Origin of the sequence: Bradyrhizobium sp. MOS002 (assembly GCF_003020115.1) — a bacterium.
GTDB lineage: Bacteria > Pseudomonadota > Alphaproteobacteria > Rhizobiales > Xanthobacteraceae > Bradyrhizobium.
In genome coordinates, this window is record NZ_PYFX01000021.1 from 65601 (window position 1) to 78690 (window position 13090).

A 13090-nucleotide genomic window follows, 5' to 3' on the forward strand; every position below is an offset into this window, starting at 1 on the left:
GGTGGACAAAATCTTCGGGTAAACAAATGAAGGGATCCGCGTCCTACGGCCTCAGCCTAGAGTGGGCCGCCAGTTTCGGAAGGACGCACGTCCATTGAAGAGGGAGACCGATTGAAGTAATTTCATGAAAAAGACCATAGTGAAAACCGCTAGGAACCTCAGACCGAAAGTTCGCTTCGGTCCTCATGAAGATTGAAGTGCCGGATGGTGGTCAGCCGCTTGCGTGAGCTAGGGCTGCTCGTTGGCAAGGCGTCATCTACGCCGGAGCGTTCTGGCGCCAATCCGAATAGCCCCAGTCAACGGAGAGCTGCAGGTGATGCCGCATAACGATGATCTCTTCAGCAAAAGCTATAAGCTCTTTGAGGATCGCTTTCGTGGCTCTGAAGCGGCAATAAGAGAACGTCTCGAAGTTTACGTCCCTCTAATCGCGAGCTTCGGGTCGGATCAAGGCCGCATTGCACTCGACATCGGCTCCGGGCGCGGCGAATGGCTTCGTTTGCTCCTCGACCATGGCTGGCGCGCCGTCGGCGTAGAGCCTAACGATATTGCAGAAGCGTCCTTGACAAGCGGGGCCGAAATTATTCGCTCTGACGCACTGGACTTTCTCCGACAGTGTTCGGATCATTCCTACTCTCTGGTGACCGCCTTTCATGTCGTCGAGCATCTTGAGACAAGCTATCTGTTGTCGGTGCTCGCAGAGATTCGGCGTGTCCTGAGACCAGGCGGTATTTTGTTGTTAGAGACGCCCAACCCTGAAAACCTTACGGTCTCTTCGTGGTCATTTCGTCTGGATCCCACTCATAAGGCACCGATCCCCCCTCTTTTGCTTCAGCATTTTGTACAATCTACGGGTTTTCTTGCTGCCAACATTACACGCATGAACGGGGTTCATGTCGAAGGAGAATATGGATCGCTATCGACAGTCCTATCTACCCTGTTTCGTTCCGGGCCGGACTATGCGGTTGTGGCCTGCACTCCTGGTGGAGACAATGACGATTCGCTGTCACACTTTATTGCAGTGTTTGCACAGGGAATTTCACAACGAAATCCCTCCGATATAGCCTCACTTTTGCAGCTCACGGCTGATGCCGATTCAGTCGCTCGTCAGATGAATGAGCGCGTACTCAATTTAGAGTATCTGCCTGACCGAATACTCAATCTCGAACATCGGTGCGCTTCTCTCGATCGCCATGTCGCTGAACGGGATCAACAGCTCGCCGCGTTGTACAATAGTACATCTTGGCGAGTTTCAGCACCCGTCCGGTTTCTCGGGGAACGCTCAAGCCGGTTGCTGTTCAAACTGAAGAAGGCGATGAGATCAGGCTTGGAACGGTCGATACTGGGGCTCAGGCAACATCGCAGAGTCAAAAGACTCTTGCTGGGCGGGCTAAGCAGACTACCGTCCCTCAAGGGCCGGCTCGTCAGGTTCTCCGAATCCCGAGCTCCCCAAACGGTTTGGTCACTCGAGGTCGATGAAGGGAAAGTTGCTCGGTGGAAGCAGATGATCAAGAACAGCGGTCCCGAAAAATGAGACTTTGGATCGATGGGCAGGCGCTTCAGACTGCGAGCCGCCAAAGAGGAATCGGCCGTTACATAACAGAGTTGATTCGGGCCATTAGCGAAGAGGCATTGGGTTGGGATCTGCTGGTCTCATTCAACGCAAGCATGGCGGACGAATCCGTTGCAGCGCGCGCCCATATCCAGCGCTGGATCAAACCAGCTAATATTCATGTCTGGCAAGGAGTCGCTGAAGGAGGCGAAGCGGTTGTGGGCTATACAGAGCGGCGTCGCCTTAGCGAAGTTGCCCTCAAGTACCACGTTTCCTCCCTGAGGCCCGACATTGCAATCTCGTCGAGCCCGTTCGAAGGAAGCGAGGATGTCGCGGTTCCTCTCCTTCCCTCGGTTCCGGGAGTTCTGACTGCCTCGATCTTCTACGATGCAATCCCCCATCGATTTCCCGACAAATATCTGAACGATGACTCTCGTAGAAAGTACTATTATCGCAGGCTTGCACTTTATAAAGAGTTTGATTTGAACCTATGTATTTCCGAGTACTCCAAACGTGAGATCAATGAACTCTCCGGGCACAACCGCGCGTTCAATATATCGGCCGGCATCCCGTCAGATTTTGCGCATTTCGTTCAACAAAGGCTTTCAACAGAGGGACAGGTCGGGTCCAAGACCATTTTGGTTGTTGGCGCCCTTGACTGGCGCAAGAACGTTGGCGCCGTTATCGAGGCCTACAGATTTCTCCCGGATTCCTTGAGAAACAGCCTCAAGCTGGTGTTGGCCGGGGACTATCAGCCCCTCCAGATCGCTCCCTTCCAAGCCCGCTGGCACGAGCTCCATTTGCCTCCTGAGCACTTCCAGCCTGTGGGACATATCGCCGATCGCGAGCTTGTCTCAAACTACATACAAGCGGGCCTCGTGGTACAGCCATCTCTCCTCGAGGGCTTCGGACTGACGGCTCTGGAGGCCATGAGTTGCGGAACGCCGGTGGTCGGGTCCGCCACGGGCTCGCTTCCGGAAGTCTTGCAGGATCCCGATCTCATGTTTGACCCAACCAGCCCTCAGCAAATTGCGCGTCGGATAGCGCAGACGTTCCTGGAGCCTCAGCGGACTGCGGAGCATGTCGCTATCGGATTGAAGCGAGCGGCGGAATTCAGCTGGCGTAACACGGCGATGCTGGCTTCCAACAGCTTGGTTGAAGCCTACAGACGAAAGGAGCCACTTGCGAAAGGAAACGAGTCGTTTGTCCCCGAGAGGATCGCTCTCGATGAGCTGAAGAGTATCGCGCTTCCAGTGAACACACTCGCTGAAACGATGGCAAGATCAGAACCGGAAGTGCCGGCGCCGGCGCGTCTTCTGATCGATGTCACCTCGACCGCGCGTGTGGACCACAAGACCGGCATTCAGCGGGTAACAAATCAGATTTCGCGTGGTCTGCTATCGCAAGATCGCAGCGCAATTGCTATCTGCTGTGACAAGCCGGGAGGCTTTTGCGGGATCTCGCCGTCATCTGTTCGTTTTGAGCGGATCGATGACCGGATAAGACTAACTGGGTCCGATACTGTGCTCATGCTGGATAGCTCTTGGGAGTTTCATAGCGTTCATTTGCCATTGCTGTTGTCGGCGCGCCAGCGCGGCGCCAAGATTGTGTCCTGCCTTTACGATCTTGTCCCGATTCGTTTGCCGGGAATGTGTCATCCGGGGATGCCGCCCATGTTCGCGGCATGGCTCAAGTCGGCCTTGAGCTACTCAACGGGCTTTGTCTGCATATCTAGGGCGGTCGCGGACGAACTCTACGCCATGTTGGAGGCGATAAAATTCCCACGGGAGCTTGAGATCGGCTATTGGCACCTCGGCTCAGATTTCGCAGGTGAAATGGATCATGAGCCCCCGCTGCCCGCAAGCCGGCCCTTGTTCTTGATGGTAGGAACCATCGAGCCTAGGAAGGGCTATCGGGTAGCTCTTGAGGCTTTTGAGCATCTTTGGAAGCTGGGAATCGATGTCGATCTTGCTATCGTTGGCAAGGCAGGTTGGGAAAGCCGGGAGCTGATCGACAAACTCAGATTTCATCCGGTTGGCGGCAAAAGGCTAACGTGGTATCCCGGGGCAACAGACCAGGACCTCCACCGTCTGTATGGTAGCTGCAGCGCGCTAATTGCCGCTTCCTATGCTGAGGGATTTGGTCTTCCGCTCATCGAGGCCGCACAATTCGGTAAATTCGTCATCGCTAGCGACATACCTGTCTTTCGCGAAGTCACACGATCAGAACAATGCGCATCATTCTTTAGCGTCGGTTCCTCGGAAAGCCTGGTGCATGCCATTTTGGAATTTCTCAAGACTAAGCGCGCCAGCCTCCCTGCCGTGAACACCAAAAGCTGGGTCGAAAGTGCTCACGATCTGCGCAACGTGGTGGTGAACGATGCTTGGTACCGTACCTATCGACCGTCGTCACCTAAGCCGTTCGCATCTATCTTCGACTATGGCCATACTGTGATGCAGAAGGAGCTGATACGGCAGGATCGAAAGCGCCGCCTGGAGCTTGCGGAGGGTCCCCTCCATCACGAAGGCAGGCTCAAATTCATCATCCGCATCCAAAATTTATCAAAACAAGCCTGGTCCAGTGAAAGTGCATCGAACGCTGGCGGCGTATTTCTAAGCTATCGACTTTTAGACTCCGATGGGGGCACTTTGATGATTGATCCTCCGCGCTATCGCATCCCCTTCATCATGATCCCCGGGGAGACCTACTATATGACAATCGATGTTGATGAAATTCACCTTGCATCTGCATGTGCGGTGGATGTGGAAATGCTTCAAGACGGAGTTTCTTGGTGGGGAAATCCGTTGAGGATCAAGTTACGAGAGCAGGTCGCTCGTCAGGAGCACCAATGCTGAAGTTGCAGATCGGTCTTTTGTCCGCACTGTTCATTGCAACGCTGCCAGCCTCTGCCCAGGTGGCGAAGGAAATTCGAACCAAGAAGGGCGCCTCTGTAATCTTGCTGAATCTGCTGAACGCAAAACCGGATTGCAGCTCCGAGATGAACCCTGTCGGGATACCTGTTATCCAAGAAAAGCCGTCCAACGGAACGTTGCAAATGACATTGCTAGTAGCCAATGTTGCAGCGAGTGGTAATTGCGGCCCTCGCAAGGTTCCCGTTATCTCACTAATCTATACTCCGAACCGAGAGTTTGTCGGTTCAGAAACAGTTGCTATCGAAATCAATTCAGAGAACCGCGCGACCGTCTTGCGATATCGCATTTCGGTCCTTGCACCCGGGGAGAGTCTGTAAGAATTTGTCAGTCCACCAGCAGAGAACGAGGCGAGGAGTGCACCGTTTTTCACTCGTTCGGGCTCAGCCTTTGCCGCCAGTCTTTCAGAATGTCATGCAGGGTTTTCTTCAATTCGCGGCTGGGGGCCCAGTTCAAAATCTCACGAGCCTTCGACGCATCGCCGCAGATGCGCAGTACTTCACTGCGACGGACTCGAGAGGAGTCCGCCTGCACTTTGATTTTCGCATGCGACATTGACATCAGCTCATCCAACAAGTTGGACAAGCGCACCGCGCGGCCAGAGGCAATGTTGAGGATTTGGCCATTTGGGATTTCGTCGGCATTTAGAGCCGCAATCGCATAAGCTTCTGCAACATCCCGCACATCGAGAAAATCCCGTTCTACGCCTAGATTACCGACCGAGATGACTGGGGCCTGTCGTTCAAGTTCGATTTTCGCAATCTGAGCCGCGAAGCTAGAGAGAGCGTACTGTTCTGTCTGCCCCGGACCGACGTGATTGAAAGGTCTTAGCCGAATGGCCCTTAGCCCACCTGCTGCCAGGCTGCCCACAGCGAGGTCAGCAGCAGCTTTTGTAACGGCGTACTCACTGATAGGCTGCAGTCGGGCATTCTCGTCGAGGGCTGCACATCCGTTTGCGCTGAGACCGTAAACTTCGCCTGAAGCCACCGAAAGAAGGATGCACCGGGGAGCGTGTCGAAGAATCGCCCTGGCCAAGTTGAGCGTTCCAAGGACGTTGATATCCCAAGCAGCCCTTGAATTGGCCTGTGCATCAGCAACTCTCGAGACGCCGGCAAGATGCATCACGTGGGTGGGGCTAACTTTTGCGATTAGCGAGTTGACCGCCGCCTCGTCCCTGATATCCAGGGCAATTCCAACTTGCCCTTGCGCCGATCCGTTTCCGCACGCGACGATTTCTACTTGGGGCGCAATTTTCTGCATGGCCCTCCTGAAGTAAGGACCGACGAAGCCGTTAGCGCCTGTCACCAAAACTCGCATTACGGTCCTTTTGGATCTCTCTTCACAAAACAAAGCGGTCTCGCACAGCCGTTAACGACTGTTCTCGAGGTTCGTCAAGAACGCAGCCGGGCAAGCTGGACACTTCCTCGGTGGATGTGGACGAAATATGGCTCGAAAGTTGCTCGCCGACTTGCCGCCTGAACGGCTTGGCCCTTCGCCTCCGCCCGTCTGCATGGCCGGGTAGAGGATGTTCGGTCTGGTAGTCTGGAGTTGGTGATCAGTGCCGCCGGGCTCGAACTATAGCAGGATCAAGGCAGGAGCTTGACTTCCATTCGCTCCGGATTGTGTACCGATAAGCATTCAGCGTTGCGTTGTCATGAAGGTCTCAGCAGGACCTAATTATGGCCCGGCACGATGTTTTGGAGACCGAGGGGCGTTTGATCACACCGCTGCTGCCCAACAAACCAAGTCTCCTGGCGTGATCAACGCATCAGCTCCGATTTTTCGTGTTTCGAGCACCCGCTTGCCCTGGCGCGATCTGCCCAGTCCCTAGGGGCCCCATAGGATGGCCTAGAGTGCTACCACCCCTGGTCAAAGGCTGACATATGGTTGGCGATCTTTGAGACACTTGCAGTGCAATCACCCAGATCCCTACCGCCATAGCCTGCTTGATCGTTCCCGCTGACCAGCATGCAGCCGGCGGCAAAAAGGGCGCCCGGGTAAGCCAATTGGCCGTGGAGGACTGAGCCAAGATCAAGGCGTTGTGGATGAGAATGGCCTTCTCTAACGGATCGTGCTCTCCGCCGGCCGGCATCCGACAAGGCCGCCCTGGCGGCCCTGCTTAAGGCACTGCTGCCGGCCCGCGGGCGCCCTCTGCCCCGGTTCTGATGCCCCCTCACTGGTCGAGCTGGTCCGCCAGCGCCGCTGGCGAGGGCACATCCAGCAGGACCGCAAAGTTCCGCGCTCGGAAGCACCTTCCTGACCCTGGCCGCCAAGCGCCGTTCAGGCAACGGGAACGTTTGGATGCTGCTGGCGTCCCCGTTAACCTCAGCCTGTTAAGTTGCCTGAATTGCCAATTCAATTGCGACTTTGATGTCCCCGGTGCTTTTAAGGAGCTTCTCTTCGGGAGAGGCTACCGTATACTTACCCGCAATGCGGCAAATATGAACAACCAATCTGCCGCTCGCGGTCTCGGTCACGACACACCAGGGATCACCGTCCTCACTCAATCCGCTCTCGACCTCATAGGTCGGCCCCGGAAAAGACCCCGACAGACGCCCGAGTTCGGCGCGTTCCCAATCCAACCAATTGCCCTTGCCTGGCGGCAGAACTCGTATTTCCCCGCGGACGGGCGACGAGGGCGTCATTTTCTTCGTGTTCATTGATAAATTCAAAAAAATAGAGACTAAGGATTAGTCGAAGGGTCGCAAAACTTGGTTCAAAAGCTTGAGCCAACTATCGCGATTTCATTTTCGCTGTCAACGGCTTGTCAATTCCAGCAACTCGCCGAATTGCTACAGGGGTTTGGGTGGCATCGCCCCGATAAAGACTGATCGCAAACCATCTATTTCGAATATCAGAAATGGGCGACGAACCTACCTTGGGTTCGGGCGCTAATTCGCATGCTGATCGCTAGCGGCTTCAGCGCGCCCAGGCCCACGCCGACCGACCGTCTAATCGACAGACATGTGGCACCAGGCGATCGTTCCAAGAGACAGTCCGGCCAATTAGCTCGGGCGCTTCGTCCAGCAGCTTGGCAAGCTTCTTTCCGATTGCTTTAGCGTAGAGACTTGAAACATGGGGGCGCTTCAAACCGGAGGGCAGCGGTTAAACATACCGTGCAGCTTCGTTCGCGCAGCCGAGGTTTATCCTGTGAGGTCGTACCGACGTTATAATCATTGTGGCCCAAACCAAATGCACGATGCAAAAATCAAGGCGGCGACGGCTCACGTCAAAGGTACGGTTCATGCATTTGATAGTTCTTCATCTGCGCGATCTCTCTCGCGGCCAATAAGGAAGGTGTTTTGCTAGTTTGCAGCCGGACCCTAGGCTACGCAGGATCGCAGGCCGGCAAATGCTGCCCGGCGCCGATGGACTAAGGCAAGTTTTGCCTGGTCGCAGCCCGCTTTCAAAAGAAATAAGTCAAATACTACAGCGCATTGATCTCTGGCACGCACCTTGCTGTGTCTCACCTTGGTTCGCACGGATAGGAGGGTATCCATGACCGTAAGCATGAACTCAATTGTACCATCAGTCACCAACGCCACCGGTTTGTCGCAGTCAGTCGCAGGCAGCTCAATCGGCGAAATTGCAAATGAATTTTCTTCTCTGTTAGACAATTTTGCCCACCTTGCAGGCTCGAAAAATCCCGCCGCCCAACCGTCCACTACGACAGCTTCACCAACCGCGGCAAGCCAGACCAGCAACTTCAATGGCGGAGTTTCAGCGTTTTTCTTCGTGAGCCAAACCGTCAACGAGGCGCCAGCGCCGCCTCCAGCCTCAACAACTGCACAAGGTGCTTGGAGCCCTGCGAGCCTGTTTCAAACGCTTCCAGGAATGCAGGGCGCCAATTTGCCTGGTCCCGTCGGACAGCCATTGTTCACGCGGCTGGACACGGATAATAACGGACTGTTGAACCCTGCTGAGTTTGCAGCCGCATTTGGGGCCAATTCCGCGCAAGCAGCTAAGGAATTCGCAAGCGTTGACACGAGCGGCACCGGCGAGCTCGATTGGAGCGAACTCAACGCTGCCCAGCTTGCGGTCGATGCGCCCCAGACGGCTCAAGCGGGCGCGACGTCTCAGACTGGCACCACAACAACGATCTTCGCTTTTGTGGAATTTGCTGGGCAACAGTCGCTTCCGGCAGATAGCTCAAACACCTCCGGCTCGACGGGGTCCTCCCAAGCGACCGGATCGGACGGATCTGCCTCAGCCGGCACGGGCACCAGTTCCGCGGTTGGGACCGACACGGGCAGCGCCGGAGGCAGCAGTTCCGGACAGACCTCACCACCACCGTCGAGCGGCACCAGTGCAGCGGGATCAACAACAGATCCAACCTCTGGATCGACGTCGTCAAGCTCATCTTCCCCAAGCACATCGACGTCCACCGCATCGACCGCTGATCCCAGCGCCTCAGCCGACGTTTCGTCTGCGTCATCTGGCTCCAGCACTGGAATACCGGCTCCAAACGTACTGCCAAATACGGTCGTTTCGGGCACGCCAAATGTAAACACATCTCAGGTGGTAGCAGCCGCGCAGAGCGGGTTGCTCGACGCCTTGACCAACTCGTCGGATGATCCGAAAAAATCATAGCGACAGGATGAAGAAGGCGGCTTTCAGAGCCGCCTTCTCGGGTCGCTACGTGGTCCGCCGCTCGATCAAATCGCGATAAATCGACTGAATCTTCGAGCTGTAACCCGGCTGCGAGTACTCGGACAAAGCGCGCGTCCTTCCCGCCTGACCAAGCGCCTGAGCAAGCGATTGGTTTCCCATGATTGCCGCAAGTGCCTTCCCCAAAGCCTCGGGCTGGTTCGGCGCAACGGTAATAGCCTCCTGCCCGTCGCGCGCAACATTAGGCACAGCCGTCGGCAAACTTGTGTTGACGATCGGCAGGCCAGCGGCCATCGCTTCCACCTGCACGATTCCAAATGCTTCTGCCGTGGTCACCGACGGAAACGCCAGCGCACGGGCGGCATAAAGGTGAGCCTTCAGCTCGGCTTGATTCAATCGGCCCTTGAAAATGACCCGGTGAGCCAATCCCAGATCGTTCGCCCTCTCCTGCAAGCTTGAGAGAAGCGGGCCCTCGCCCACGATGACTGCCTCAGCATCCAACCCAGCAAGGGACTGCAGCAGGACGTCAAATCCCTTGTAAGGGACCAATCTTCCTATCGCGAGGATCATCCGTGGGTGCCGCGCGCGCAATTTTGCCGCGGCGTCCGCCTCCGCGCTATCGCAGTTCGCCCAAAATGAAAGGTCAGTACCGTAAGGGATCACCAAACATTTCTCGGCAAATGGCTTCAAGAGCTCAGCCGATTCCAAAATCGAGTAATCGGAGATGATGATCCTGTTTGCGCGCCGCAGCGCCCGCCACATCGCCGGTCTGACCGCCTTCTTCAGCAGCGGAAAGCTTGCAACGTCTGCGTGCCAGTAGAGGATGAGCGGCGTCTTGGCATCGAAAAAAGGAATGGCAACGTCGTTCAGCGGGAATGGAGCATGGTGAACAACCAGATCCGCATCCGCCGACAGCTTGGCCAAACGAAATGGGAAGGTTGGAGCGATGGGGGTCGAAAACAGGGTGCCGAATGATCGGACCGCTTCTACGTTGATCCCCTCGCCAGTGACGTAGGTTTTGCCCGCCCCTCGCTTTCGGGCCACCAACACCTGATTCTCAAAGTGAGTCTTTGTCGCAACGCACAGCGTCCTGATAACGGACGGAATGCCGCCATCCATATCGGGAACGAAGACCTTATAAGCGTGCAGAATAGTTGGCTTGCGCATCTCGGTGGTGATCTGGCCGCGTCATTCGCGGCGAACGAAATAGCGAAAACCATGGGTCTTGATCAACTCGTCTCTTTTTGCGAGTTTCAGATCCTCATCCATCATCTCGGACACTAACTGTTGGAAGCTGATCTGGGGAACCCAGCCTAGCTTCTCTTTTGCCTTGGTGGCGTCACCGAGCAGAGTAGCGACCTCGGAAGGCCGAAAATATCTCGGGTCAATTTCGACGATGCATTTTCCTGTGGCGTCGTCGTAGCCTTTCTCATCGACACCCTTACCTTGCCACCTGATTTTCTGCCCGAGCTGGGCTGCCGCGATCTCAACGAATTCTCGTACGGAGTGCTGCTCACCCGTGGCGATGACAAAGTCCTCCGGGTGCTCCTGCTGCAACATCAACCATTGCATCTGAACATAGTCCCGCGCGTGTCCCCAATCCCTCAAGGCATCCAGATTACCCAGATAAAGGCACGCCTGATGACCCAGTTGGATGCGAGCCAACGCTCGGGTAATCTTTCGCGTGACAAACGTCTCCCCGCGCAGAGGAGACTCGTGGTTGAAAAGAATTCCGTTGCAGGCATACATTCCATACGCCTCACGGTAATTGACGGTGATCCAATAGGCGTAGAGCTTGGCGACTGCGTAGGGCGACCGGGGGTAAAAGGGTGTTGTCTCCTTTTGCGGGATCTCTTGCACAAGCCCATACAGCTCGGAAGTCGACGCTTGATAGAAGCGCGTTTTTTTTTGCAAGCCCAGGATCCGAACAGCTTCCAACATGCGCAGGGGACCCAGCCCGTCCGCTTCGGCCGTGTACTCCGGCTCCTCAAACGAAACTGCGACGTGGCTTTGAGCCGCAAGATTGTAGATCTCGTCCGGCTGCACCTCGGCGATGACCCGGATCAGACTGGTCGAGTCCGTCATGTCGGCATAGTGCAGTGTGAAGTCGAAATTCTGTTCGTGCGGATCGAGATAAAGATGATCGATTCGATCCGTGTTGAAAAGCGACGCTCGCCGCTTGATGCCATGAACGGAATATCCTTTGCTGAGAAGGAACTCGGCTAGGTAAGCACCGTCCTGACCGGTTACACCGGTGATCAAAGCTTTTTTGGCTGTCATCGAATTGATTCCCAATTGTGGAGACCTAGAGGCTCGCCGCTGCCGTCATCTGTTGTGTCAAGCTTGATCATGGGACACGGGCGAGCAAAGCCACGTTTCCATAGTAGGCCTGGAGTACATCGTCGACATTGCCGATCGCTCTCACTTCGCCCCCGTCCATCCAGACCGCCTTGTTGCACCACCGCCGACAAATTTCCAATGAGTGCGACGCCAGAACCAATATGCTCGCCTGTGAAACAAACGAGGCAATCCTGGCCTCCGCCTTTGCCATGAAGTCTTTGTCTCCGGCCAGAATCCACTCGTCCATTAGCAGAACTTCCGGGGCAAAGCAGGTTGCCACGGCAAACGTCATGCGGGTTAACATTCCCGACGAATAGGTGCGGATCGGCAATTGGAGATAATCGCCGAGTTCTGTGAACTCGATAATGTCGGGAATGCTTTCTTCAATTTCTTGAGCGCTCAATCCGAGGATTCGGCCTCTCAGCCTGATATTGTCCAAGCCATTGAGCTCGGGATCGATACCAAGACCGATATCAAAGATGGGAGATATTCGTCCCTTCGACCTCACGCTGCCAGCTTCAGGCTCGTAGATTCCGGCCATCACGCGCAGGAGGGTCGTTTTCCCAGCGCCGTTCGAGCCGACCAAGGCCACCCTGTCGCCCACTGAAAATCGGAGCGATACGTCACGCAAGGCCCGAACCACAATACGTTGATTCACGTCGTTTGCGACGCGGCCGCCAGAGCTGCGAAACAACAAGCTCTTCTTGAGGGACCGGGAGCCACCTTGATAGATTGGAAAGGAGACGCTCACATGTTCGAGCGCGAGCTCAGCTGCGTCGTCCATCTCAGACCCAGTATGCTATCCGCGAGCGGAAGCGCACGAAAAAGGCGCCCACGACCACGACATTGACAACAGTTATCGCAAGCACGGCTAAGTAGGTCTTCAGTGACGGCGCGCTTCCAAGGAGAGGAGCCCGCACGATCTCAATCATTTGAAAAAAAGGATTAAGCGTCGCGACATAGGTTCGACTATGCAGAAGTTCAGGCTTCCACATAATCGGCGTCACGAAAAAAATAATCTGGACGATGGAGCCGACCAGCTGCGGGATGTCGCGGAAACGCGCCGAGACCATTCCGATGAACAGGGTCATGAGGGCACAATTCGCCGTCAGCAACAGCAGCCCAGGAATGGCGAGCAAGGCAACCAGACCCGGCCATACTCGAAAAAACAGCAAGATTGCAAAATAGATCACAGCGTTGTGGGCGAAGATGATGAACTTGCTCCAGCACGAACGAAACACATAGACCGAAAACGGCAGGCTCACCTGCTTGATGTAGGACTCGGCGCCCGAAAAAAGCGCACCGCCCTCCAGAAGGAAACTCGCGATGAAATTCCACACCAGGATTCCGACGCAGAGATAGGGCAGGAAATTGTCCAGGGGAATGCCGAACAGTTCGCCATAGAGCACCCCAAGCGAACCCACCATCACCGCCATACTGGCGGTCATCCAGAATGGGCCCAGCATCGATCGACGGTAGCGCTGCAGGATGTCGTTCCAGCCCAGCAGCATCCAAAGACGCCACAACGAAACGCCCAGCATGACGTCCCTGCGCGCGCGCGATGACAGCGTTTCGGTGTGTGAGGCGATTGAACGACTCACCGATTGAGATGCAAGCGCTTGGATGTTTGCCACGATCTACGGCCATGCGCGCCGCGGTGCTG

11 protein-coding genes are annotated in these 13090 nt (G+C 55.6%); 3 read left to right on the forward strand and 8 right to left on the reverse strand.

The features are described from left to right. The first annotated feature begins 316 nt into the window (after window positions 1-316). From C7G41_RS32490 to C7G41_RS37125, 3 genes are read left to right on the forward strand one after another with little or no spacing between them, the layout of a single operon-like run. Entirely contained in the window at window positions 317-1531 is a 1215-nt protein-coding gene (locus C7G41_RS32490) for a bifunctional 2-polyprenyl-6-hydroxyphenol methylase/3-demethylubiquinol 3-O-methyltransferase UbiG (RefSeq protein ID WP_106946355.1), read from the forward strand. Further along, window positions 1492-4404 carry a glycosyltransferase family 1 protein gene (locus C7G41_RS32495; protein ID WP_146159841.1) on the forward strand — a complete coding sequence of 971 codons (2913 nt, stop codon included), beginning with the start codon at window positions 1492-1494 and terminating at the stop codon, window positions 4402-4404. Before C7G41_RS32490 ends, C7G41_RS32495 begins: the two co-directional genes overlap by 40 nt. Continuing rightward, window positions 4398-4799 (forward strand): hypothetical protein, encoded by a 402-nt coding sequence (locus C7G41_RS37125; protein ID WP_146159842.1) that lies wholly within the window; start codon window positions 4398-4400, stop codon window positions 4797-4799. Before C7G41_RS32495 ends, C7G41_RS37125 begins: the two co-directional genes overlap by 7 nt. A gap of 49 nt (window positions 4800-4848) precedes the next feature. On the opposite strand, the gene C7G41_RS32500 is transcribed toward C7G41_RS37125, so the two are convergent. The 8 genes from C7G41_RS32500 to C7G41_RS32525 form a co-directional block, all read right to left on the reverse strand. Next, window positions 4849-5796, reverse strand: a complete 948-nt coding sequence (locus C7G41_RS32500) for a GDP-mannose 4,6-dehydratase (protein ID WP_106946357.1) — start codon at window positions 5794-5796, stop codon at window positions 4849-4851. A gap of 1016 nt (window positions 5797-6812) precedes the next feature. Further along, window positions 6813-7139, reverse strand: a complete 327-nt coding sequence (locus C7G41_RS32505) for a hypothetical protein (RefSeq protein ID WP_106946358.1) — start codon at window positions 7137-7139, stop codon at window positions 6813-6815. Window positions 7140-7802: 663 nt separating this feature from the next. After that, the gene (locus tag C7G41_RS37130; protein ID WP_146159843.1) at window positions 7803-8231 is read right to left on the reverse strand and encodes a hypothetical protein; all 429 of its coding nucleotides are present in this window, start codon (window positions 8229-8231) and stop codon (window positions 7803-7805) included. 324 nt (window positions 8232-8555) lie between these two features. After that, a complete protein-coding gene (locus C7G41_RS37135) occupies window positions 8556-8927 on the reverse strand; it encodes a hypothetical protein (RefSeq protein ID WP_146159844.1) in 372 nt (123 codons plus the stop codon). 187 nt (window positions 8928-9114) lie between these two features. Next, window positions 9115-10254 (reverse strand): glycosyltransferase, encoded by a 1140-nt coding sequence (locus tag C7G41_RS32510; protein ID WP_106946359.1) that lies wholly within the window; start codon window positions 10252-10254, stop codon window positions 9115-9117. Between the two features lie 21 nt (window positions 10255-10275). Continuing rightward, the gene (gmd, locus tag C7G41_RS32515; protein WP_106946360.1) at window positions 10276-11367 is read right to left on the reverse strand and encodes a GDP-mannose 4,6-dehydratase; all 1092 of its coding nucleotides are present in this window, start codon (window positions 11365-11367) and stop codon (window positions 10276-10278) included. Between the two features lie 67 nt (window positions 11368-11434). Further along, window positions 11435-12211, reverse strand: coding sequence for an ABC transporter ATP-binding protein (locus C7G41_RS32520; protein ID WP_199198730.1), 777 nt, complete (start codon window positions 12209-12211; stop codon window positions 11435-11437). A 1-nt stretch (window position 12212) separates the two neighbouring features. Further along, the gene (locus tag C7G41_RS32525) at window positions 12213-12968 is read right to left on the reverse strand and encodes an ABC transporter permease (RefSeq protein ID WP_106946361.1); all 756 of its coding nucleotides are present in this window, start codon (window positions 12966-12968) and stop codon (window positions 12213-12215) included. Window positions 12969-13090 lie beyond the last annotated feature (122 nt).